General features: G+C 46.8%; 23 protein-coding genes. 11 read left to right on the top strand and 12 right to left on the bottom strand.

The features are described from left to right. Positions 1-111 precede the first annotated feature (111 nt). From FJ023_05765 to FJ023_05740, 6 genes are all read right to left on the bottom strand, one after another. Entirely contained in the window at positions 112-1,047 is a 936-nt protein-coding gene (locus tag FJ023_05765; protein ID MBM4446844.1) for a pyruvate synthase subunit beta, read from the bottom strand. Between the two features lie 13 nt (positions 1,048-1,060). After that, positions 1,061-2,359, bottom strand: coding sequence for a pyruvate ferredoxin oxidoreductase (locus tag FJ023_05760; protein MBM4446843.1), 1,299 nt, complete (start codon positions 2,357-2,359; stop codon positions 1,061-1,063). Next, the gene (locus tag FJ023_05755) at positions 2,329-2,580 is read right to left on the bottom strand and encodes a pyruvate ferredoxin oxidoreductase (protein MBM4446842.1); all 252 of its coding nucleotides are present in this window, start codon (positions 2,578-2,580) and stop codon (positions 2,329-2,331) included. The genes FJ023_05760 and FJ023_05755 overlap by 31 nt, the downstream gene beginning before the upstream one ends. Positions 2,581-2,613: 33 nt before the next feature. Next, positions 2,614-3,192 (bottom strand): pyruvate oxidoreductase subunit gamma, encoded by a 579-nt coding sequence (locus tag FJ023_05750; GenBank protein MBM4446841.1) that lies wholly within the window; start codon positions 3,190-3,192, stop codon positions 2,614-2,616. Positions 3,193-3,504: 312 nt separating this feature from the next. Then, complete coding sequence (locus FJ023_05745; protein ID MBM4446840.1) at positions 3,505-5,463, bottom strand: acetoacetate--CoA ligase; 1,959 nt, start codon at positions 5,461-5,463, stop codon at positions 3,505-3,507. 133 nt (positions 5,464-5,596) lie between these two features. After that, positions 5,597-6,361, bottom strand: a complete 765-nt coding sequence (locus FJ023_05740; protein ID MBM4446839.1) for a PD-(D/E)XK nuclease family protein — start codon at positions 6,359-6,361, stop codon at positions 5,597-5,599. 102 nt (positions 6,362-6,463) lie between these two features. Between FJ023_05740 and FJ023_05735 the strand changes: the two genes are divergently transcribed. Then, entirely contained in the window at positions 6,464-7,795 is a 1,332-nt protein-coding gene (locus FJ023_05735) for a signal recognition particle protein (protein MBM4446838.1), read from the top strand. An 8-nt stretch (positions 7,796-7,803) separates the two neighbouring features. On the opposite strand, the gene FJ023_05730 is transcribed toward FJ023_05735, so the two are convergent. From FJ023_05730 to ychF, 6 genes are all read right to left on the bottom strand, one after another. Beyond that, a complete protein-coding gene (locus FJ023_05730) occupies positions 7,804-8,406 on the bottom strand; it encodes a hypothetical protein (protein MBM4446837.1) in 603 nt (200 codons plus the stop codon). Between the two features lie 35 nt (positions 8,407-8,441). Further along, positions 8,442-10,010 (bottom strand): RNA polymerase sigma factor RpoD, encoded by a 1,569-nt coding sequence (gene rpoD, locus FJ023_05725; protein ID MBM4446836.1) that lies wholly within the window; start codon positions 10,008-10,010, stop codon positions 8,442-8,444. Continuing rightward, a complete protein-coding gene (locus tag FJ023_05720) occupies positions 10,007-11,887 on the bottom strand; it encodes a DNA primase (protein ID MBM4446835.1) in 1,881 nt (626 codons plus the stop codon). Before FJ023_05720 ends, rpoD begins: the two co-directional genes overlap by 4 nt. Positions 11,888-11,940: 53 nt before the next feature. Then, a complete protein-coding gene (locus tag FJ023_05715; GenBank protein MBM4446834.1) occupies positions 11,941-12,966 on the bottom strand; it encodes a deoxyguanosinetriphosphate triphosphohydrolase in 1,026 nt (341 codons plus the stop codon). A gap of 47 nt (positions 12,967-13,013) precedes the next feature. Next, positions 13,014-15,281, bottom strand: coding sequence for a phosphoenolpyruvate synthase (ppsA, locus tag FJ023_05710; protein ID MBM4446833.1), 2,268 nt, complete (start codon positions 15,279-15,281; stop codon positions 13,014-13,016). Between the two features lie 127 nt (positions 15,282-15,408). Beyond that, complete coding sequence (ychF, locus tag FJ023_05705; GenBank protein MBM4446832.1) at positions 15,409-16,509, bottom strand: redox-regulated ATPase YchF; 1,101 nt, start codon at positions 16,507-16,509, stop codon at positions 15,409-15,411. 138 nt (positions 16,510-16,647) lie between these two features. Here ychF and rpsF point away from each other — a divergent pair, with 138 nt between their 5' ends. The 10 genes from rpsF to FJ023_05655 are packed head-to-tail and all read left to right on the top strand — an operon-like array spanning position 16,648 to position 24,299. Continuing rightward, on the top strand, positions 16,648-16,935 hold the full coding sequence (gene rpsF, locus FJ023_05700) for a 30S ribosomal protein S6 (protein MBM4446831.1): 288 nt from the start codon (positions 16,648-16,650) through the stop codon (positions 16,933-16,935). 18 nt (positions 16,936-16,953) lie between these two features. After that, complete coding sequence (locus FJ023_05695) at positions 16,954-17,376, top strand: single-stranded DNA-binding protein (protein MBM4446830.1); 423 nt, start codon at positions 16,954-16,956, stop codon at positions 17,374-17,376. Between the two features lie 37 nt (positions 17,377-17,413). After that, entirely contained in the window at positions 17,414-17,734 is a 321-nt protein-coding gene (gene rpsR / locus FJ023_05690) for a 30S ribosomal protein S18 (GenBank protein MBM4446829.1), read from the top strand. Continuing rightward, positions 17,727-17,867: a 50S ribosomal protein L34 gene (locus tag FJ023_05685; GenBank protein ID MBM4446828.1), complete on the top strand. Its 141-nt coding sequence runs from the start codon at positions 17,727-17,729 to the stop codon at positions 17,865-17,867. Before rpsR ends, FJ023_05685 begins: the two co-directional genes overlap by 8 nt. A gap of 4 nt (positions 17,868-17,871) precedes the next feature. Further along, positions 17,872-18,231, top strand: a complete 360-nt coding sequence (rnpA, locus tag FJ023_05680; GenBank protein ID MBM4446827.1) for a ribonuclease P protein component — start codon at positions 17,872-17,874, stop codon at positions 18,229-18,231. Beyond that, positions 18,203-18,412, top strand: coding sequence for a membrane protein insertion efficiency factor YidD (gene yidD / locus FJ023_05675; protein MBM4446826.1), 210 nt, complete (start codon positions 18,203-18,205; stop codon positions 18,410-18,412). Before rnpA ends, yidD begins: the two co-directional genes overlap by 29 nt. Further along, the gene (locus FJ023_05670; GenBank protein MBM4446825.1) at positions 18,396-19,655 is read left to right on the top strand and encodes a hypothetical protein; all 1,260 of its coding nucleotides are present in this window, start codon (positions 18,396-18,398) and stop codon (positions 19,653-19,655) included. Before yidD ends, FJ023_05670 begins: the two co-directional genes overlap by 17 nt. Before the next feature lie 8 nt (positions 19,656-19,663). Next, the gene (locus FJ023_05665) at positions 19,664-20,539 is read left to right on the top strand and encodes a membrane protein insertase YidC (GenBank protein MBM4446824.1); all 876 of its coding nucleotides are present in this window, start codon (positions 19,664-19,666) and stop codon (positions 20,537-20,539) included. Next, positions 20,536-21,183: a protein jag gene (locus FJ023_05660; GenBank protein MBM4446823.1), complete on the top strand. Its 648-nt coding sequence runs from the start codon at positions 20,536-20,538 to the stop codon at positions 21,181-21,183. The genes FJ023_05665 and FJ023_05660 overlap by 4 nt, the downstream gene beginning before the upstream one ends. 2 nt (positions 21,184-21,185) lie before the next feature. Beyond that, positions 21,186-24,299: an isoleucine--tRNA ligase gene (locus tag FJ023_05655; GenBank protein MBM4446822.1), complete on the top strand. Its 3,114-nt coding sequence runs from the start codon at positions 21,186-21,188 to the stop codon at positions 24,297-24,299. Positions 24,300-24,309: the final 10 nt, after the last annotated feature.

Below are 24,309 nucleotides of genomic sequence, written 5' to 3'. Positions count from 1 at the left end.
TAGACTGTCATCTTAGCTTAGGGTTCAGGGCGGTTTTTTGTGTGGTGTCAGTGTGAGACTCGACAAAACTGCTTTGTCGAGTGAAAAGAGATAAATTATTTTCGGGATGTCTCAGGGTGCTGATTCTGTGATATCAGTCGCAGGCTGTAAACTGGCTGCCCGGGCGAGATAGCATTGCCATCGGGCATTTACCCAGTCCTGTAATTGAGCGATTTGCTCTTCGGTAACGTTTTTAAACCTTCCCTGTTCAGTTAGGTATTCTCTCACCGGCTTCAGCTTACCCTTTTGGGCGAGGGACTCGCTTGCAGAGGTGAGACGAAAAACGTCATCCTCTACTTCATAGAGCACAACCAGTCCGGTTTCTACTGCCAACTGGCCGATTTTGATGGTGTCACTGTATGGGAATTGCCAGCCGGGAGCGCAGGGGGTAAAAACATGAATGAACCTGGTGCCCTTTATCCCTTTTGTTTTTCTGACCTTTTCGTACAGGTCCAGTGGGTAAGAGGCATTGGCAGTGGCGATATACGGCAGGCAATGGGCTTCCATTATGGCAGCCATGTCTTTGGGGTTCTGTCGCTTGCCCAGTACAGGTGTGGTGCCTGTGATAGCACCCAGGGGCGTTGAGCCTGAGCGTTGATTACCGGTGTTCATATAGCCTTCGTTGTCGTAGCAGATGTAGATGAAATCCTCCTGCCTTTCTGCGGCTCCACTCAACGACTGGATTCCTATGTCATGGGTGCCACCATCGCCAGCCATTGCCAGTATTGTAATTCCCTTCTTGCCCGTAGCCCGGAGTCCGGCAACTAATCCTGTTGCTGATGCCCCGGTGGAGGCAAACGGCGTATTCACGCAAGGGACATTAACCGATGTTATTGGGTACATGCCGTGCAGTACGGTGAGACAACTTGCTGGCACGGTGACAATGACCTGCCCATCTAATGCCTTTAGAATGTGGCGATAGGCAAGAGCTAAGGCACATCCCGGGCATGTCCTGTTGCCGGGCAGTGCATATTCTGTTTCAGTTAGGTTGACTGCGTTAACTTTCAAAATGGAGTACCTCTTAGATGTAGCATATCCATTCAGGATGTTCGATATTCAAAGCGCCTGTTTTCAACGAGGTTATAGCTTCTCTCACTGCATCTGCCAGCTCTCTGGCTTTTACATCTCGCCCACCAAGTCCGACGATGAAGTTTCTTATGGCCGCTTTTACCTGACTACCGTAAAGAGCTGCCTTGATTTCTGAGCAGGTAGCCCCCTCGGAGCCATAGCTGATATTCTTATCGAAAACCGCAATCAGTTGGGCCTTCTCTAATGCCTTTACCAAAGCGGCTTTAGGAAATGGCCTGAACACTCTCAGACCTAAAATACCGACCTTATGGCCCTCCTCTCGAAGCATGTCAACAGCCACCTTTGCTTCCATTGCCAGGCTGCCCATGGCAACAATAACTATATCGGCATCGTTCATGTCATCTTCCCAGAACATGTTGGCGTAGTTCCTGTCGAATAGTTCGCCGAATTCCTGTCCTACCTTCATTATCGTTTCTGTGGAGTCTTGCAAAGCTTCCTGGAGGAGATATCTCAGCTCCATGTATCCGTGACAGAGGACACCCTCGGCGTTGACTCTGGGGTCGGCGAGCGTTACCAGGTTGTAGTTTTTGGGGTTGGCTGGGTCCAGTATGGTGTGCGGTTTATACCGGGGTAGGAATTTATCCACCTCTTCTTGTGACGGTACGTCCACCGGCATTTCGGTATGGGATAGGACGTAGCCATCGAAGCAGACCATGACGGGCACGTATACAGTTTCCGCAATCTTGTACGCCTGGATGATAGAATCCAGAATTTCCTGGTTGTTTCGGGCATATATCTGTATCCAGCCGGTATCACGCTGGGATATAGAGTCCTGCTGGTCGTTGAGTATATTCCAGGGTGCTCCGATGGCGCGGTTAACGCAGGCGAGCACCACTGGTAGGCGTGCCCCAGCCGCCCAATGCAGCATTTCATGCATGTAGGCTAAACCATGGGCGCTTGTGGCGGTGAAGGTTCTGGCTCCTACTAGAGAGGCTGAAGTGCATACGGTCATGGCGCTATGTTCACTTTCGACGGCGACGTATTCAGCTTTTAGGTCGCCTCTCTCCACGAATTCAGAAAGTGCTTCGGTAAGTGGTGTTTGTGGCGTGATGGGGTAGGCGGCAATGACCTGGACACGGCTGAGTTTAGCCCCCTCGGCGGCAGCTTGATTGCCGTCCAGCAATCGAATATTGGCTTTATTATCTTTCTTTGCCAAAGAGCTGCTCAATTTTCTTGTTCCAGACAGAGCTGTTTTTTTCGTTACACCATGGTTATAGCCTTGGCCGGGCATATCTGCATGCATATTCCGCACCCTTTGCAGTATTCCAGATTTATTTGGATGGGTATGGTTTTCTTTATGACAGCATCTGGACAATACAGCCAGCAGAGAAAACATGAGGGCTTCTTTTGTTTAGCCGGGATACACTTGTTATTGTGTATCACCGGCATCAGGCTGCGCCACTCACCTGTCTTGCCAGCTTCACCGATAGCTGGCGATGACTCATCGCAGATATGCTGGCAATCCCTGGTTCCCAAGGTCTTGTGTTATCCTATTCTCTCCAGTTTGGTAATCTCGTAGGTCTTCTCAATAGCGGCGAGGTTAATGCCAACAGCGTTATTGGTAAATCTTTCCCTTATTACCTTTTCAATGCTGGGCATATCCACTATTTGACTAGCGCAAGCAAGGGCACCTAGCATAGCAGTGTTCACCATTGGGAGTCCGCCGACCATCAGCCCCATCTCTCGACAGACTTTAGTAGCATCGGCGGTGGCGATGTTAAAATCGCCTTTGATGTTAAGTTCTTTAGGGTGCAGCCATGAGTTAACTACCAGCCATCCCCCCTTGCCTAAGCCGCTGATTACCTCCTGGTATTTAAGCAGCGACTGGTCCAGAACCACAACAGCTTTCGGTTTTTCCACCTGAGATACAACCATTACTGGTTCTGGGGCAATCCTGGTTAAGGCACTTACTGGAACACCCCTTCTCTCAGCGCCAAATGATGGTGCCGCCGTTACACCTTGATATCCTTTAAAGTGGGCTGCCTGAGCTACTATCTTGGCGGCTGTTACTGCTCCCTGTCCGCCCCGTCCATGCCATCTAATCTCATACAGCTTTGTAATCACAGAGAATTTCCTTGACTCTTCTTAGCTAATCGCTTTGTATTTCAAAGTGAACGGCCATATATGTTAACTCTCATTCCTTGGGTGTGTCAAATACAGAACCGGGGTTTCTGTAAGCTATGGTGGTTGTCATTGCTTGATGCTGGTGGAACACGTGCTAAAGAGTGCTGTGAGCAAGCAACGAGTTACATAGCATGTTCGAAAGGTGGAAATATCCTTTTGAGTAGAACTTTAAGGGTAATCTATTTTGCTCTTATCCTTTGGGTAGCACCCGGTGGCTACTAAATTTACAAATGCCTGATAGACCCTGGTGCATTATGTCTTAAGCTCTTCAAGGAGCTTCTCGTAGTAATCCAGGCATTGGGGATTGCCCAAAGCGTCTCTGTTCAAGACTGGTCTACCATGTATTATGTTGGTAACGGCGCTTTCAACCTTCTTCATGTTCAGGGTGTAAGGAATATCGGGCACCTGAAGGATTTTAGCTGGAATGTGCCGTGGGGAAGCATTTTCACGCAGCGTCTTTCTAATCTTGTTTTTCAAGTCCTCTGTCAGATTGTGACCTTCAGTAAGTTTAACGAAGAGAATAACGCGCTGGTCTCCTTCCCAGTTCTGTCCTATTGCCAGACTGTCAGCAACCTCTTCTAATTTTTCCACCTGGTTATATATCTCGGCTGTACCTATGCGGACCCCAGAAGGCTTCAACACGGAATCAGAGCGTCCGAAGAAAATAAATCCCCCTGTTTTGCTGTTACGCATGACATAATCACCATGACGCCATACACCGGGATAAACTTCAAAATAGGCTTCCAGGTATTTTTTGCCGCCGGGGTCGTTCCAGAAGTAAAGTGGCATGCAAGGGGCAGGAGCTTCACAGACGAGTTCGCCCTCACGGTCAGCTATTGGCTTGCCATTTTCATCGTAGATATTTATTTTCATAGCTAAAGCAGGCCCTTGTAGTTCGCCGGCATATACGGGGCTGATAATGTTCCCAGTGCAGAAACAGCCATTAATATCAGTGCCGCCGGAGCTAGAGTTAAACCACAAGTCCTTCTTAACCTCTTGGTAAACATACTCAAATCCGTCGACTGAAAGAGCTGAGCCGGTTTGCCATATTTGCTGCACTGATGATAGATCGTAATCCTTCCCGGGCTTGAATTTCTCGCCTCTGAGAAAATTGATATAGCTTGCGCTGCAACCGAACATGGTAACTTTTTCGTCTTGCATCAACTTCCACGTAGCGCCTAGGTCGGGATAGCTGGGATTGCCGTCATATAAAACTAAAGTGTTTCCTGTTGCCAAAGAGCTCAACATCCAGTTCCACATCATCCAGCTACAAGTGGTGATGAAGAAGTGGATGTCCTCTCGTTTCAAATCTGTATGGATAATTAGCTCCTTTAACTGATTGATAAGGATTCCGCCGGCTCCCTGCACCATACACTTTGGCTTACCAGTTGTTCCAGAAGAGAACATGATAAATACGGGATGCTCAAAAGGTAGCTGTTCAAACTGAATTTCAAGTCCTTTCTCAGGGGATAGGAAGTCAATCCAGTGCACCGAGTTTGGGATAAAGCTGATATCTTGTTTCTGTCCTGTGTAGGAAGCCACTACGACCCTTTCGATTGAAGGTATTTTCTGGACAATCTCAGCGGCATTGGGAAGGGAATTAAACCCCTTTCCCTTGTAGAAATAGCCATCAACGGTGAATAGAACTTTTGGTTCGATTTGGCCAAGGCGGTCAATAGCTGCTTCGGGACCGATGTCAGTAGCGCAGGAAGCCCAAGTAGCGCCAACGCTGGTGCCGGCGAGCATAGCAATGGCAGTCTCCATCATGTTGGGCATGTATGCTGCCACCCGATCTCCCGGAGAAACTCCCATTTGCCGCAGGGATTTTGACAGACGTGCCACGGTGTCATACAGTTCCGCATAGCTCATTTTTGCTGATTTTTGAGTTTCCCCTCTGAATATAAAGGCTGTGTGATTATCTCTATATCTGAGCAGGTTTTCGGCGAAATTCAGTCTTGCCCCGTTAAACCATTTGGCACCTGGCATTTTATTCAGGTCATCGATTACGGTGTCATAGCTTTTGGAAGCCCTGATTTTAACGAAGTCCCATACTGCAGCCCAGAAATCGGGTATATCACTTACTGACCAGGAATATAGTTCGTCATAAGTGCTGATTTTCTTGGCATACCGCTTATTGACATAATCTATGAACTTTACTATATTGGATTTCTTTTTTCGTTCCTCGGATGGTTTCCAGAGCAGCTTTGCCATTATGACCTCCTTCCTAGTAGTTACTAAGGGTGAACTGAATAGCGGAACTTTTGTTATTCAAAGCGTGCACTCTTGAATAAAACGCTTACAAGCAGCTTATTATTATCCTTCTCGTCGAGACGGAAATCAAGCGCTAGAAATCTAATTCGTCTTCATTGGCGGCGAATTTGGCAGCCTCTTCTTTACTCGGGCATATCTCAAGGAAATCACAGTTCCAGCAGTAAATATTGGGGGTGGCTGGATATTCTCTATCCTTGCATATCCTATCGACCAGTTCAATTACATAGGAAGTAGCTTGCGCTAAGTCTGCAGTGGTCAGCTCGATAGTTTTGAATTTACCGGCATCTAGATAAAAATAGGAAGCTTTTTTGAGTGGCAAGTCTTGTTCTTTGGAAAGAATAAGGGCATAGATGTGGAGCTGAGTTTGATTTATTTCAGTCGGCATTTTGCCGGTCTTATAATCGATTATGTGCAGACTACCATCGGCTTCCTTATCCACTCGATCTATTTTGCCTTTTAGGAGTATGGTGCTGGTAAGTTCAGCACTATGATAATCTTCCACCATGAAGGGGGTAACAGAGATATCCTGATTCTGAGCAAACCAGCGTAGTTGGTTGAGAGCCTTTTCACCCCATCTTTTCTCGTCCGCTCTGTCATTGAATCCTTTGCGATAACGCCGCCATTTCTCTCGGAGCAAATCCTCTAGTTTCGATAGATTTCGCTCGCTAACCGGGATTACAGAGAGGAAATCTTTGAGCGTAGCATGTACATGGTCGCCCATGGTGAAGTAAGGCCGTGATTTTCTGTAAATGCCCCCAAGACGATCGATATACTGAAACTTATATTGTCTCGGGCACTGCTGAAACATATTCAGGCTGAATGGTGAAGCTTCAAACATTCTTAAATCATGTTGAGCTAGGCTTTATGGTTTCAGACACTGGTTCTATTTTATCACAATTGACTGCGGGGACAGGCATAGGTAGAATGCTATAGAAGACCTATGTTTGAAGTTCTGACCCAGAAACTGAGCAATGTATTCAGTAGCCTCGGCCGTAAAGGTAGGCTCAGTGAAAAAGATATTGATGAAGCCTTGCGGCAGATACGTTTAGCTCTTCTGGAAGCCGATGTTAATTTCAGGGTAGTGAAGAGTTTTCTGGTCAGCATAAAAGAGCGGGCTTTAGCGGCCAACGTATTGGAAAGTCTTACCCCGGCTCAGCAAATCATAAAAATTGTCAACGAAGAACTCGTAAATATCTTAGGTAAAGAGCGCACTCATCTTGTAGTAGCTGGTCGGCTACCTTCAGTCGCCATGCTTGTCGGTTTGCAGGGCTCTGGAAAGACTACCACGGCAGCTAAGCTGGCCCTGCATCTTAAAAACGCAGGACAACGTCCTTTGCTAGTAGCTGCTGACACTCGCCGACCGGCCGCCATTGACCAGTTGGTGATGTTGGGCAAACAATTGGACATACCAGTCTCTGGTGAGGATGCTAAGGCGATACCGTTGGCAATTTGTCGCCAAGCTCTAAAGCAGGCCCAAGAGATGGCAGCTACTTGGGTGATTATTGATACTCAAGGGCGTCTTCACATTGATGAAGCAATGATGAAAGAGCTGGCTCAACTGAAAGCTGAAATTTGCCCTTCAGAAGTGCTATTGGTAGTTGATGCTATGACCGGTCAAGATGCGGTGAACACGGCTGAGGAGTTTAACAAGAATGTTGGGTTGACTGGACTTATTTTGACTAAAATGGATGGAGATGCTCGGGGTGGTGCTGCTCTTTCTATTAAGTTCGTCACTGGAGTGCCGATGAAGTTCATTGGCACTGGCGAAAAAGCAAGTGCCCTTGAACCTTTTTACCCGGACCGCTTGGCCTCTCGCATCTTGGGTATGGGTGACGTACTCACTCTCATTGAGAAGGCAGAGGAGGCCTTTGATGAGCAGCGCGCTAAACAGTTGGAGAAAAAGATGCGCACTGCAGAGTTTAGTCTCGAGGACTTTCTACTGCAATTACGCCAGATTAAGAAGATGGGGTCATTAGCTCAATTGATTGAACTATTACCTGGTTTTTCGAAGCTCGGCTCCAGTATTCCTCAGAGCGGTGAAGAGTACCAGATGCGCAAAATTGAGGCTATCATCCTATCCATGACTCCTGAAGAACGACTTAACCCAGCTATTATTAATGGCAGCCGAAGGCGACGTATTGCATATGGTAGTGGAACAACAACTGCGGAAATTAATCGGTTGCTTAATCAATTTCACCAGATGCAAAAATTTGCTAAAATGGCAGCCACTGGGAAGATGCCCAAAAATATGATGGATATGTTGAGGCGGTGAGAAGAGCTCTATTCGCCAGTTTTAACCGTTCCAGTGATGGTAAGCTGACGGTCTTTGATTTCAACGTTAGTTATCTCTAGCGGCACATCGGATATCTGTAATCTGACTATAACATTAACTAACTGCTCAACTCTTACTTTTGCAGATTCAGGCAATGGCAGTTTGCCTAGATTGAACTCATCTATTACTACTCTGGGTTTACCTTCCCCAATATCAATTCGCCCGATTAAACCTGTTTTAGCGTCAATTCCAGGTGCATCCACTACTGCGTAGCTTAGAAAATAGCCATCACCGAAGTTAATTAGAATCCGTTTTAATGGCAATTCACCTTCAGCCAGCATTTGAACCAGCTTGGAATTAGCTTCCTTTTCAGTAATTACCAGGCTCAATTCTCTTTTTTCTCTATCATCGATTGCTGCTTTGATTTGGGTATCGAGGGAATCAAGCTTCTGGTCAAAACTTTCAACCGCATCGGCACTTACCGCCACTGGTATTGTTCTTTCTTGGATCCAAGGAGAAAGCGAGTAAAGATAATAACCCATAATCAGGGCAAACATGACCATAATTGCGATTATGCCGATGACCATAATGAATCCTTTAATCAGTCTCATCTAATTCCTCCTAGCAGCTGGGATATTACGTTGATTTATTCCAGATAGTCTTTCAGCTTTCGGCTTCGGCTGGGATGACGTAGCTTTCGGAGTGCCTTGGCCTCGATTTGGCGGATTCGTTCTCGGGTAACATTAAACTCCTTGCCGACCTCCTCTAAAGTTCGAGCTCGCCCATCTTCTAAACCGAATCTGAGTAGTATTACCCTTCTCTCTCTGTCAGTAAGTTCAGAGAGTATTTTATTTAGTTGTGCCTTAAGTAGTTCTTGGGAAGCGGCATCGGCTGGTGGTAAGGTGGCCCGGTCTTCAATGAAATCGCCGAGGTGACTGTCTTCCTCCTCGCCAATAGGCATCTCTAGGGATATCGGCATTTGAGACAACTTTAGGATTTCTCTCACTCTGTCTGAAGATATTTCCATGCCTTTACCGATTTCCTCGTAGCTTGGTTCGCGCCCATATTCCTGAGCCAAGCGTCGATTGACTTTCAATAATCTGTTTATAGTTTCTACCATATGCACCGGTATACGAATGGTGCGGGCTTGGTCAGCTATAGCTCGGGTGATAGCTTGTCTAATCCACCAGGTAGCATAAGTGCTGAATTTATAACCTTTTCTATATTCAAATTTCTCCACAGCGCGAACTAGCCCGATATTCCCCTCTTGGATAAGGTCAAGGAGTGGCATCCCGTGGCCTACATATTTCTTGGCAACGCTGACCACTAGGCGTAGATTTGCTTCGGTAAGGTGCCTTTCTGATTTCCTTGCTGCTCTTTTGACTTTATTTAAATAGACTTTGAATTGCTGGGTATGTGCGTGAAGTCTAGAGAGGAATTCGGAATTGACTGGCTCGGCAACCAGAGATTCTAACTCTTTCCAGGTAGTTTCCTCTCCTATAATCTTGAATAATTCTGTTGGCAGGAGTCGGCTATCTGTGGAAAAATCTATCAGGCCTTGTTCAACTTCTGGGGCACTTTTATCACTGGCCTTGGCAATAGCCTCCTCTAGTTCTTGGTTAATCATGCTATCGATGGCAGATCGCAGCTTAGGGTCGCGAATCCTTTTGATGAAGCTATCTGTAGTAGCAAGCTTAAGTTGCTTGGTCAGAATGTTTATTAAGGGCTGCGATGCAAGTAAATGACGGAGCAAATAAATTATTGAATCAACCGTTGATGGATATTCGCCGTGGCGCTGGAAATAAAGCTCTTCAATATTTTCCAAATATTTGGCTTCCTCTATTTTACTGGCTAATGCCTTCTCATCATCCGCAGTGAGTAGTGAAACTTTGCCAATCTCGTGGAGATACATACGAACTGGGTCATCGATTGCTTCGTGCTCAACATGCTCTATCTCAATGCCAAGTGCGGCTTTATCCGCTTTTTCTTCTTTACCTGCCAATTCGTATTCAAGTTCAGCAGCCTCTTCGCTGTCCCATGGAAAGGCGATTTTGCCAGTTTCTTCCTCTGACTCGTATTTGTCGAAAGTGTCCCAAGTGTTGTTCTGGCGGATAGGTGAGTTGTCGTCCATGCCAAGAATATCCTCGGAGTCAAATCCTCTCCTGCCTTTCCTGGGGAAATAGGACAGAAGCTCGTCATCTCTATTTGAAGTCATTGCCCGTCGCTCCTTGATAGTCGTCGGCGGTGGTCTAACTTGTTGAAGACCTCTTTAAGCTGCTCACTGACTTCTATGCCTTGCTCGTCTACCTTAGCCAAATGTGCTGCTGTCCCACCCGTCTGAGCTTCTATAAAGAGCTCTTGTTTTTTGGCTTCTAGGTTTTTAAGCATGTTCTTCTGCAATAGATTGATACAGTCATTAAACGTCTCACGCCGTTCTGCCTCATTCTCCTTGAGAAAAGGGGGTGGTAATGTCTTAGCCAGAAGACTTTCCAAATGCTCTTGAAGAGTGCTATCGATACTATTCTTAAGAGAGGCTAGGTCATCACTTTGTTGCCATTTTACAAACAGCTCTCGGTTTTCGGTGTTTTCGAAGTGGTTGGGTGATAGTTCTTTGGCTTCACTTTTAAGTTCTGGATATTGAAGCAATAAAGCTAAGCAATATTGCTCCAGGGGACTGGATGAAGTGATGGCGGGAACTACAGGCGTGTAAGCTCTCATGTTTTTGGTTGCTCTTCGTTTCTGTTCGTCGGCTCTGAATTTCTTCCATGCGTCGCGCAGGTCGTGCTCATCAATCTTCAATAACCGGGCGAGCCTTTCCACATAGTGAGCTTGCCGCAAAGGGTCTTTCATCTCGAAAAGCAGCGGCAGAAGTTTTTCTACGGCCGAAGATTTACCCCTGGCACTTTCTAAGTCAAATTTAGAAGTTACACTTTCGAAGATGAAGTCAATCATCGGTTTGGCATCCGTTATCAGCTTTTGCCATTGTGAAGCGTCTTTTTTGATTACGTCTTTGATTACGTCATCCAGGTCTTTGCCTTTGGGTAATATAAGAATTTTCACTTCAGCAGTTCTGTGAGCATCTTCATATTTTACCCACCCATATAACCCTAGTGGTGCTGGCAGCATCTTATCGACCATCTCACCGCTTCGTGAGATGGCTTCTTCTCCCGCAGCATCGGCATCGAGAGCCAGTATTAAATTCCTGCTCAAGATTTTGGAAATAGCTACCTGTTTGTCAACTATAGATGTACCTGAGAAGGCAACTACGTTCTGATACCCGTACTGGTGAGCTGTCAGAACATCCATGTAGCCTTCAGTGATTATAGCTAAATCTTTTTGACGAATGGCTGTATTGGCTCGGTCAATCCCATAAAGGCTGCTGCTTTTGTCGAAAACCGGTGTTTGAGGAGAGTTAAGATATTTAGGTAGAGAATCGTCTAATGCCCTACCACCAAAGCCTATAACTTTACCCTGGATGTTTCTAATAGGAAATATTAAACGATCGCGAAATCGGTCGTAGTTGCTTCCATCATCCCGCGCTACTAGCAAACCAGCAGCCAGCAAGTCTGCTTCCCCATATCCTTTGCCCTTCAAATACTGCTTTATGGTATCCCATCCTTCTGGTGCGAAGCCTAACTGGAAATTCTTAATTGTCTCAGCTGATAATCCTCGTTTAGCTATATAATCTCTTGCTGCCTTGCCCGCCGAGGCATTCAACAACAGGTGGTGGTAATATTCGGCGGTGGCTTCGTTGATTTCGAATAACTTTTCCCTCTCTTTATTTTGAGTCTGCCTCTCCGGAGTTGTCAGAGCAACTAAGGAAACGCCGGCCTTGTTGGCTAAAAGTTGTAGCGCTTGTCCGAAGTCAATCCCCTCTTTCTTCATAATGAAGGAAAAAACATCGCCACCGGTACCGCAGGCTCCGAAGCAATGCCAGCTCTGCCGCTCGGGAAATACAAAAAAGGAGGGCGTCTTTTCAGAATGAAATGGACATAAGGCCTTATAATTCCGTCCCGATTTTTTTAAATCCGTATATTCATGGACAAGTTGCACAATGTCCAGTCTCTGCTTTACATCATCAATTACGCTCATTTTAGGAACTCAATCACTTGCTTCAAGGTTCTGATTGAATTTGACAGCTCTGCTCAGCATGCGATTTCTTTGGCCATCCTTAATGCATACTGATCTGTCATCCCGGCGATGTAATCAGTAACCTTTCTTTCCACAGTGTCATCGCGCAATGTGTATTCTTTAGGCAACTGCTCTTCGTGTTTCAGGAAATATGAATATAGACGACGTATTACCTTCCTCGCTTTTGATGAGTCTTTACTGGCTAGACTGGGATTATACACTTTGTCAAAGAGAAACTCACGCAAGCTATTGGTGACTTCTAAAATCTCAGCATTCATTCCGATAATTGGTTTTTTCAAACTTGCATTGTCCATTGATGCCAGAGAATAGTTGACAATATCGCATACGAGCGCGTTAATTCGTTGGCGAGAAGTGCTGCCAAGGCGTTTTACTGCGGAAGCTGGCAGCTTGTTTTCAGCTATAACACCAGCTCTTACGGCATCGGCAACATCGTGGTTGACATAAGCAACAGTGTCAGCCATCTTGACTATTTGTCCTTCGATAGTACTAACTTCTGTCCATCCCTCCCCAAGTATCTCAATCCCGCTCTTGGAATGATTTAAGATGCCATCCCTGACTTCCCAGGTCAGGTTCAGTCCTTGCCCATCTTTTTCCAGTAAATCGACTACTCTTAGACTCTGCTCGTTATGCTTGAACCCGCTGGGGAAGAGCTCGTTTAGAACCTGCTCACCCACATGACCGAATGGGGTATGACCCAAATCATGTCCCAAAGCGATAGCCTCGGTTAAGTCCTCGTTAAGGTTTAGCGCTCTTGATATAGTCCGGGCAATCTGGGAGACTTCTAAAGTATGTGTCAGCCGCGTTACATAATGGTCACCCGAAGGGGCGATAAAGACCTGGGTCTTGTGCTTGAGACGGCGGAAGGCGTTGGAGTAGATGATGCGGTCGCGGTCTCGCTGAAAATCTGTTCGTATCGAGCAAGGTTCCTCCCATTTGAGTCTGCCTCGGCTGAGCCTGCTTTTTGATGCATAAGGGGAGAGGCTGTTTTCAGATTCCTCTATCCGCTGCCGAATGTTCAGGTTGACCATCAAAACTTAAGCTTTTGCTTCTCCGCTCTGCCACAGTGCTACGACTGGCCAAGTTTCGTTTCAACAGCAGCTATTATACGCCTTGTTTCATCTATCATGTCAGGGCTTACCGAAACTGAGGTGATCCCCCATTTTACCAGGTTCTCGGTAAGTTCTGGGTAGACTGAGGGTGCTTGTCCGCAAATGGAAGAGGTGATGCCTTTTTGAGTTGAAACTTTAACGACCTTTTCTATGGCCATGAGCACTGCCTCGTTTCTCTCATCAAATTGCGGTGCTAGTTTGGGATTGTCTCTGTCTATCCCTAAAATCAGTTGAGTTAAATCGTTGGAGCCGATGGAGACACCGTCGATGCCGGCGTCTATGAATTGGTCTATGAGAAAGATGTTTGATGGCACTTCAACCATCATCCACAATTTAAAATTGGGAAACTGGTACAATCCCTCAGCTACGAAGAACCTTTTTATCCTCGCGATTTCGTCTACGAAGCGGACGAAAGGAATCATAACATATAGGTTGTCATAGTACTGACACACCCTTTTGATAGCCTCTATCTCGAGCCTGAAGACCTCGGTTTCCCGTGTATATCGGGAGCAGCCACGGTACCCAATCATGGGGTTCTCCTCAAATTCCTCGTATTTGTCCCCGCCGCGCAGGTTTCTGTACTCGTTGGTTTTGAAATCGGTAGTCCGAAAAACTACCGGGCGAGGGTGGAAAGCTTTGGTGAATGTGGTAATGCCCCGAGTCAGCATTTCCGTAAATTGGTCTCCCTTTCCCTCATGCAGCATGTATCGTGGATGTCCGCCGATTTGTGCGATGATGAATTCGGCTCGGAGCAGGCCAACTCCATCTACATTCCTTTTCGCCACAACCTCAGCTAATTCAGGCTCAGCCAGATTTACATAGACCCGGGTTTTTGTTTTAATCCGTTCCTGAGTAATGACTTTGGGGGCAGCTCTTGTTGGCTCGGCTACTTTGCCAGCATAGACTTCTCCCTGGGAGCCATCTACAGTGATTACTTGGCCATCACTTAGAACTTTAGTTGCCACCTCTGTGCCCACGACGCAAGGGACGCCTAGCTCGCGGCTGACGATGGCGGCGTGAGCAGTTCGACCGCCACGGTCGGTGACTATAGCCGCAGCTCGTTTCATCGCCGGCACAAAATCTGGGGTTGTCATTTCAGCGACCAGAACATCACCATCTTGAACTTTATCTATGTGTGAAGCCTCGGGCACAATTCTGACCGTGCCAACGGCTATCCCTGGACTCGCTGCAACGCCGGTTAAAATTGCCTGAGCTGCTATTTTAGGAAGTGCCTTAATATCCGCTTTTGGTTTCAAAGTGGTCACAGGCCGAGTTTGAAGGATGAATAGCTGTGTTCCTTGTTTTGCCCACTCGATGTCCTGTGGAGTTTTGTATAAATCCTCAATCAGCTTGCCCAATTTAGCTAAGGCAACTATATCTTCGTCGGTTATCTTTTGTAGAGTTTGCTTTGATGGTGTGACATGGACCTTGATGTTCGGCTCTAGTTCGCCTATCGGTGCTTTTGTATTCTTTACCAGTTGCCATTCCTGCTTGTGGACTTTTTTGTCAAGGATCTTAACCTTTCCCTTATCCAGAAGATACTGGTCGGGAGTGACGTCACCAGACACAATAGCTTCACCCAGTCCGTAAATTGCTTCGATTAGGATCTTCATTGTGTCGTTACTAAGGGGCTCTACAGTGAATAGGACTCCTGATGCCTCCGATTGCACCATTATTTGCACTGGTACGGCAATACCCACCTGGAAGTGGTCAAAACCGTGCTGCTGTCTGTAGAATATAGCTCTGGATTCAAACAGTGAACCCCAGCAGCCTTGTATTGCTGTCACTACCTCATCTTCTCCTTGAATGTTGAGATAGGTGCGTTGTTGGCCGGCGAAGGAAGCCTCGGGCAAATCTTCGGCTGTGGCTGAAGAACGGACTGCTACCAGTCCTTGTCCTAGTTTACGATAAGCGTCTTTAATCTCCTTTACCACGTCGGGCGGCATAGGTACACTGGAAATTTTATCCTTGATGAGGTTGGATGTTTCTTGAAGCTTTTTGCTATCGTTAACATTTACGCCTTCGAGGTATCGGCGGATTTCGTCTGTAAGCTTGCTTATTTTCAAGAATTTGAAATAGGCGTCTGCAGTGACGATAAAACCTGGTGGCACCGGTATCTTAGCATGAACCATCTCACCTAAGTTTGCCCCCTTACCACCTACTAGAGGAATGTCATCCTTTGTTACTTCGTCAAACCAAGCGATAACCTTTGTCCCTTGTTTCATGCCCCTCCTTGTTGTGTGAGTCGCTCTCTGTGGGACTATTATACCATCTAAAATAAGGATGTTGAAGACGGTGGCCGCACATTACAAGTTACTAGACTAATGACATTTTGAGCGAGAGCGACCCCTCCTAGATGTTAAATAGAAAGGTTATTATATCTCCGTCTTGCACGATGTGATTCTTACCTTCGAGCCTGAGCAAGCCGTGTTTTCGGGCTTCAGCTAGACTACCGCATCTATCCAAATCGTGAAAACTGACGACTTCAGCCCGAATAAACCCCTTTTCGATGTCAGAGTGGATTTTCCCGGCGGCTTTTAAGGCTATTGTCCCTCTAGGGATTGTCCAGGCTTTTAATTCCTCGGAGACGGTGGTGAAGAAAGAGATCAGTCCCAGAAGTTGATAGGAAAGTCTGACGATGCGGTCAACTGCTGGTTCCGTCAGGCCAAGAGCATTGCGAAATTCTGTAGCTTCATCGTCGCTTAGTTGGGCTAGTTCCATTTCTAACTTACCACATAAGGCAGCTACTTCAAATTGGGAGTGAGAATAGGCTGAGCGTATCTCAGATTCGAGAGTGGAGGCCTGTGCCAACTGGTTCTCTCCGATGTTGATGACTATCAGTATATGTTTGGCAGTAAGGAACTGGTAATTGGCCAAGCTTCTGATTTCCTCACCGGTTAAGCTTTGCTGCCAGATGGGTATATCTTTTTCTAATTGTGACTTAATCTTTTGAAGCAGGGCTTGTTCTCTCAGGAGCTGGTCGCGTTCTGATGGCTTAGCGCCTTTTAAAGAATCTTCAAGTCGCTTTAGCCTTCTTTCAATTATGGCTAAATCAGAGAAGACAAGCTCTAGGTTCATGCTAGCTATGTCGCGTTTTGGATTTAGGCTGCCGTCTATGTGCGGCATGTTTTCGTCTTCAAAGGCTCGGACCACATGGAGTAGTGCATCTGCGTTACTCAGGTAGTTCAGGAATTGGCCGCTTATTCCCTCATCCTTGCCGGAACCTTTGCCTACACCGGCAATATCAACATATTTGACCTCAGTCGGTGTTATCTTCTTTGGATGGAATATTCTATCCAGAAATTGCAATCTAGGTTCTGGTACTTTAGATACCCCGAAGTTTGGAGTCAAGGCAGTTGTGGTATAGGTTTTAGTGTCAACCTTTCCCTTGGTCAAGGCATTGAAAATCGTTGTCTTGCCGCTTTTGGGCAGCCCGATGATGCAAATTTCCAAAATGTCTCCTTTGTCTAACAGAAATATAAGCCAGATGCGATTAAAATGCAAGAAATGCTCAGGTTGGTTCGTGAGCTTGTTGCTATTTTCGTTGATGTGCTATAATGTGCCCACTTTTGAATTTCGAGGGTAATCTGAATGCATAGCTATGAAATGGTGCTTATAATCAGTCCTGAAGTAGCTGATGAGGAAGTACCTGACTTTATCACCAAGCTGGGCGAGCTAGTCAATAAAACCGGTGGAAGTGTAGATGAGGTAAATCAGTGGGGGAGGAAACAGCTGGCTTATCCTATAAAGCGGTCCACAGAGGGCAATTACGTGTTGACTAAGCTCAAATTGAAGCCGGCTTTGACTAAGGAGCTAGAAGCGAATCTTCGGCTTTCAGGGAAAATTTTACGTCATCTCTTAATAAAATTGGTGGATTAAGGTGTAAGGAGTCTGGCGATGGCGAGTCTAAACAGGATCATGCTCATTGGGAATGTGGGGACTGACCCGGAGATGCGTTTCACATCGAGTGGCAATCCAGTAACTTCGTTCCGTGTTGCCACGAGTCGAGCCTACACGACATCTGAAGGGGAGCGAAGACAGGAGACAGAGTGGTTCACGATAGTTGCTTGGAAAAAACAGGCTGAGAGTTGTAATCAGTTTTTGACTAAAGGACAGCGAGTTTATGTCGAGGGCAGCCTACGGACTCGCTCTTGGGAAGGACGAGATGGGCAGAGGCGTGTCACTGCTGAGGTGATAGCTAATAGAGTGCTGTTCCTTGATAGGCAGGCGGTAGCCCCGCTCCCTGGGGAGGAAGGCCCTGTGGAAGCTGCTGTGGAAGCTACTGAGGAAGAGGTAGCGCCTGACGATCTACCTTTCTAGTAGTTTATCTTTTAATAAGGAGGCATAGATTTAAAATATGGAGGAAGGTGAGGGGATTAAAGAGACAAGAGAAAAGGGGCGTCGTTTTGTTTTCAAGCCCAAAGTTTGCCCCTTTTGCGCCGACAAGGCTGAAATAGATTATAAAGATATCTCCAGATTGCGGCGCTATATTTCCGACCGGGCTAGAATCCAGCCACGCCGTCGGACAGGCGCTTGTGCCAAGCACCAGCGACGCTTGTCATTGGCGATAAAGAGGGCTCGCTACTTGGCCTTATTGCCTTACACTCCGGATCATATCAGCCCTAGTAGGATTCCTGAAAATAGAAGCATGGCTCCTCAGGAAAAGAAAAATGCCTAAGAGAACATACCAGCCTAAGAAAATCTCACGAAAGCGTAAGCATGGCTTCCGGGCTAGGATGGCAACGCGAGGAGGGCGGAAGGTATTGAAGTCAAGGCGGCTCAAGGGCCGCTGGGAATTAACGCCAGTTTAGAAGCATGGCAAAAATAGGGGCTTTAACAAAGAGAGCCCAGTATTTGACCGTTTATAAATCGGGTAAAGCTTGGGTAGGTAACCTTATAGTGATAAAAGCGTTACCTAATGAGCTTGAGTTTAGCCGGTACGGACTTTCAGTGACTAAGGAGATTGGTAAGGCGGTTGTGCGCAATAGGGTACGTCGGATGCTCAGGGAAGTTGTACGTGTGACATCGCTAAAACCGGGGTGGGATATAGTGTTTATTGCCCGGCAGGCTGCAGTGACTGCTGACTATCATGAACTCAAGAGATCTATAGGGAAGCTGCTATTAAGAGCTCACCTAATGAATGAAAATGAAATGGTTCGTGCTGGAGTCAATTAAGCTGTATCAGTCTACGGTGTCACAGGTTACTCCATCTGCTTGCCGATTTGCTCCTACGTGTTCGCATTATGCTTACCAAGCGATTGAGAGATACGGGCTTATCAAAGGAAGCTGGATTGCAGCCAAACGTTTAGCTCGTTGCCACCCATGGTCTAGCGGTGGCTATGACCCAGTACCATAGATTCCTTAATTTTTTGCTGTTAATTGTGAATGAGATGACCGGTTTCTTAAAAATCAAAACAAAGAGATTAAGTCTGATATTCTCGCTTATTGCTCTAAGCTTGCTTGTCCCTGGTTGTACTGGGCCAGCATATCAAGGATGGTCTGGATTTGCAGGTCATGATGGTATTCTTTACTTTGGGACAATGGATGGCAGAATTTTGGCAGTAAACACTTCGGCTCGAAGTCAAGGACTGCCTTTCCCAAGCGAAGGGGAGTGGGTTCTTCCTGTCAAAGGACCGGCTGCTCCAGGCGGAATGTGTGGCCCTCTGGGTTGTGTTCCGACGGCACAGCTGGCGACTGTTTATGGCACGCCAGTAGTTGCTGGTAATCTAGTTTATGTTGCCACCTACGTTGGTGATAGTGGCAAAGTGATGGCTATAAATAGGGTGGCTCCTGGCTATGATGAAGAAGGCATCCCGGCATGGAATGAGGGAGAATGGTTTTATCCACGAAAAGAAAATAAATTCATTGGAGCTGTTGTTGGTAGCCCGATAGTGGTTGAAGACACTCTTTATGTTGGCAGCTCTGATGGTAAACTCTATGCATTAGACGAGAAGGGGAACGAAAGATGGGCACCATTTGACACTGGGAGCAAGATATGGACATCTCCAGCATTTGAAGATGATGTTGTTTATGTTAGCAATTATGAGCGGAAGCTTTTTGCGGTGTCGAGCGCAGATGGTAGCCTGTTGTGGAAAGTTGAGTTGCCAGCAGCTATTGCTTCATCGCCAGTAATTTCTGGAGATAATATCTACTTCGGCACCTTTGACCGTTATCTTTATTCTGTTGCTAGCGCTGATGGTAGTGAGAAGTGGAAGTTTGAGGCAGATAATTGGTTCTGGTCAACACCGGTAGTTAAAGATGATGTGGTTTATGCTGGTTGCCTTGACCATAACATCTATGCCATTCATGCCAGCACTGGTAAGGAGCTGTGGCGATTTACTGCTGATGACCAGATTGTGTCCACGCCCGTGCTGGTGAATAATCTTCTTGTAGTAGCATCAAAGTCAGGTGTGGTGTACATACTTAAGGCTGATAGTGGAGAATTAGAGCGGCCTGTGTCTATTGGCAGCTCGGTAATGGCCCCCCTTTATACTGAAGAAAACACGATTTATGTCCATGCCAGTCATCGCTGTGTCTATGGTGTGGATGTACAGAGTGGAGATAAGATCTGGGAATTTTGTTATTCTGATATTAAGTAGAGTTAATTATGGCTGAACTGTGGAATACTATTATCTTGGAACCCGTACTCAATAGCTTAATTGCTCTGTGCACTGTGTTAGGTGGCAGCTTTGGGTGGGCGATTATCGTTCTTACGGTCGTTGTTCGTCTAGCGTTGTTCCCGCTTACTGTACGGCAGACTCAGTCAACTAAGGCCATGCAAACACTACAACCAAGGATTCAGGAGCTTCAGAAGAAGTACGCCAAAAACCAGCAAAAATTGCAACAGGAGATGATGAAGCTGTATAAGGAAGCCGGGATAAACCCCCTGGGCTGTCTTTGGCCTATGCTTATTCAGTTGCCTATATGGATCGCTCTGTACCAGTCTATTATGCAGGCCTTGGCAGCTACACCAGAGAACTTATTGAACTTGTCGCAGCATCTTTATCCTTGGGCGATGGTAAGTCAAGCGATCCCGCTGAACGAACATTTCCTCTGGCTAAAATTATCACGACCCGACCCTAATCTCATCTTGGCTATACTTGTAGGTGGCACAATGTGGATACAGCAGAAGATGGTGACGGCACCAGCTACTGACCCACGACAGCAGTCTATGACCAGCATGACTACAATGATGATGCCACTGATGTTTGGATTTTTCACTCTGTCTTTCCCGAGTGGCTTGGCTCTGTACTGGGTGGTTTCGAATGTGATTGGCATAGTAATCCAGTATTTCGTTGGTGGTGGCTGGGGCTATTTGAGGACTCCTTCGGCTCCAAAGCCAGTGCCGGATCAAAAACCCGTGCCGGTCCGGAAAATAGCACCAACTGAACAACCATCCAAGATAGTACAGAAAGCGGCTGAAGAGTCCAAGGCGATAAAGAAGGCAGCTGGAGAGAAGAAGAGAGGTCTTTTTGGAAGATGAAAGAATTAGAGGTAAGTGCTAAAACAGTTGACGAAGCTATTCATATGGCCCTGGAACAATTGGGCGTAGGTGAAGACCGGGTGGAGGTGGAGATATTGAAGAAAGGTAGGTCGGGAGTTTTGGGAATGGGTGCTGAGGAGGCCAGGATTAAGGTAAGTCTTCTGCCTGTGGATGGTGAGAAGGCCGATGTAGTTAATTTGGCCAAGGAGGTCATGGAGGCGCTGATTAAATTCATGGGAATAGCGGCTGACGTCTCTGTCACCCAATCAGCTAATGGTGAATTGCCGGTGACACTGAATATTGAAGGCGATGACCTCGGTGTTTTGATTGGTCGTCGTGGTCAGACTCTGGCTTCTCTACAGTATATTGTCAGACTGATAGTCGCTGAAAAGCTGAAGGCGTGGGTACCGATAAATGTTGATGTTGCTGGTTATAAGAAGCGTCGCTACGAGTCATTACAGAACTTGGCTTTGCGTTTAGCAGAGCAGGTGAAAAGGAACCGGCGTTTGATAACTCTTGAGCCTATGCCTGCAGATGAGCGTCGCATTATTCATTTAGCTTTGACTGATCATCCGGATGTTACTACCCAGAGCATAGGCGAGGGTGAGATGCGAAAAGTAGCTATTATGTTGAAGAAGCATTAGGCATGTTCCGACCGGTAAACAGCAAGGTCAATTTCCCCCAGTTAGAAAAAGCCACCCTCAGTTTCTGGAAAGAGCACCAAATCTTTGAAAAAAGCCTAGAGACCCGGCGTGGTGCAATACAATTCACCCTGTATGAGGGACCACCGACAGCCAATGGCAGCCCGGGAATCCATCATGTGCTGTCGCGAGTGTTCAAGGACATCATTCCCCGATACAAGACAATGAAGGGCTACTATGCTCCGCGTAAGGGAGGTTGGGACACTCATGGGCTTCCGGTGGAGCTAGAGATAGAGAAGATGCTGGGTTTTTCTGGCAAAGCCCAGATTGAAGAATATGGAGTGGCTAAATTCAATACGCTTTGCCGAGAGAGCGTGTTCAGCTATCTTAAAGAATGGGAAGCTATGACTGAGCGTATCGGCTTCTGGCTTGATTTAGAGCACGCTTATAGAACCCTCGAAAATACCTATATTGAATCTTGCTGGTGGGCACTGAAGCAATTGTGGGATAAAGGCTTGATTTACCAAGGCTACAGGGTTACTCCACATTGTCCTAGATGTGGCACATCGCTTAGCTCTCATGAGGTGGCTCTGGGCTATAGAGATGATGCTGAGGACCCTTCAGTTTACATAAAGTTCAAGGTTGCAAAATCACTGTATAGAAGCACGGGGTTTATCGACCGGCTACGAAAGGGTTATGGCGATAGGGAAGCCGATTTTGTGAAGTGGCTTCTTGATCTTACCGGGGATAGGCCTGTTTACTTGCTGGCATGGACGACTACTCCCTGGACACTGCCTGGCAACACTGCACTTGCGGTTGCTGATGATGCAGAATATGCGTTTGTGGAAATTGATAACGAGTATCTCATTTTGGCTTGCGCCCGTTTAGAGCAGTTAGGGCTGGGTAATGTTCCTATTGTTGCTAAGGTCAGGGGAAGTGACTTGATTGATCTGAGATATGAACCACTATTCAACCCGTGGGACTTTGGAGTAACTATAGGCAGAATGGATGTGAAGGAAACGGATGGGGAACCTTCATCTAATATCAAATGGAAACAACTTGACCTTTTTAACTACCCGGTTATAGCGGATGATTTTGTCTCTATGGAAGATGGCACTGGCGTTGTCCATATTGCTCCGGCCTTCGGTGAAGTTGACTTTGAAGCGGGAGAAGATAATGATCTCGACTTTGTCCAACCTGTAGATTTGAATGGCAATGTAATTGGCACTTATCCTTTTGCAGGAAAATTCGTCAAAGATGCCGACCCTCTTGTCCTTGAAGACCTCAAATCGAGAGGGTTGCTTTACCGCAGCGAGCAAATAACACACACTTATCCGTTTTGCTGGCGTTGTGAGGCGCCACTCCTGTACTATGCCAAAAGAACCTGGTACATCAGGACTTCGGCCAAGAAGGATGCGCTTCTTTCTGGTAATAACAAGATCAACTGGTATCCTGAGCATATCAAATATGGTCGCTTCGGTGATTGGTTGGAGAATAACGTTGACTGGGCTTTCTCTAGGGAGCGCTATTGGGGCACACCATTGAACATCTGGGGTTGTTCCAAATGCGACAGTTATGAGTGTATTGGTAGCCTCGAGGAATTGAAGGCGAAGCCGGATCTCGAAGGCCTGGTTGAGCCATTAGACCTGCATCGTCCTTTTGTTGATGACATTACTTTCTCCTGCTTCAAGTGTGACGGTAAGATGAAGCGGCAAACTGAGGTGATTGATTGTTGGTTTGACTCGGGGGCTATGCCTTTTGCCCAGTGGCATTATCCTTTCGAAGATCAGAATGTTTTTGACCTGAGTTTCCCTGCCGACTACATTTCTGAAGCGGTTGACCAGACTCGCGGCTGGTTTTACAGCTTGCATGCCATATCCACCCTGCTTTTTGACCGACCTTGCTTTAAGAATGTTATCTGCCTGGGGCATATCCTCGATGCCGAGGGTGAAAAGATGAGCAAGGCCAAGGGCAATGTGGTTGACCCGTGGTCGGTGCTTGATAGCTATGGGGCTGATGCTTTACGCTGGTATTTATTTACGGCTGCCCCGGCGGGCAATGTCCGCCGCTTTTCCAGTGACACCGTGGCCGAAGCGTTGCGCAATTTTCTGCTTACCCTCTGGAATACCTACTCCTTTTTTGCTATCTATGCCAATATTGACCGCTTTGATCCCAAAGCAGCAGGTACATCATCGCTTTCCGACTTAGACAGATGGATTCTTTCCAGGCTCAATCAGCTTATAGCTGATGTAGATGGAGCTTTGGATAATTACGACCCTACGTCAGCCGGACGGAAGCTTGAGACCTTTGTTGGCGAGCTTTCCAACTGGTATGTGAGGCGGAGCCGTCGCCGTTTCTGGAAAAGTCAGAGCGATGCAGATAAGCTGGCTGCTTATTCGACGCTATATCACTGTTTGGTCACCTTGTCCAAACTTCTGGCTCCTTTTACACCGTTTGTCGCTGAAGAGATTTACAGGAATCTGGTTTGCTCGGTTGAACCTGAAGCTGTGGAAAGCGTGCATCTGGCTGATTTTCCTGTCGCTGACCCGTCTCAGGTAGATGAAAAACTCGTTGAAGCTACACGCTTGGCCATGACGGCATGTAGTCTCGGACGTGCTGCTAGGGCTAAAGCTGGCATAAAAGTGCGCCAGCCTCTGTCCAAGGCATTGGTTAAGGTAGGGTCAGCCAGCGAAAAGAAGGCTCTGCAAAAGCTAACCTATCAGATATTAGACGAACTCAATGTAAAAGAAGTGGAATTTTATGGTGGAGAAGAGCTTGCTGATAAGTCTGGTTATGTTTCTGCTGTGGAGGGGGACTACTGGGTGGCAGTAGCTACTGAATTGTCGCCAGAGTTAGAAGCTGAGGGGATCGCCCGTGAGGTGGTACGGCGTTTACAGACCATGCGCCGCTCAGCGGGTCTGGATATTGCCGACCATATCTTCACCTATTATGAAGGCGGTGATTCAATTCAACTGGTTATGACCAAATTTGCCGACTATATTAAGCAGGAAACGTTGTCCCGGGAGCTGATTTCATCAGTACCTCCCAGCGGAAGTTATACTGAGAAGTTTCGTATTTCCAATTACGAAATCTTACTCGGCGTCGAAAAAGCAGCTTGAGAGGCTGTTG

It is taken from the genome of Chloroflexota bacterium, from assembly GCA_016875875.1.
In the GTDB taxonomy this organism is placed as follows: Bacteria; Chloroflexota; Dehalococcoidia; order GIF9; family UBA5629; genus 9FT-COMBO-48-23.
The sequence above is the reverse complement of the archived record's forward strand: the minus strand, read 5'-3'. Positions and strand labels throughout refer to the sequence as shown.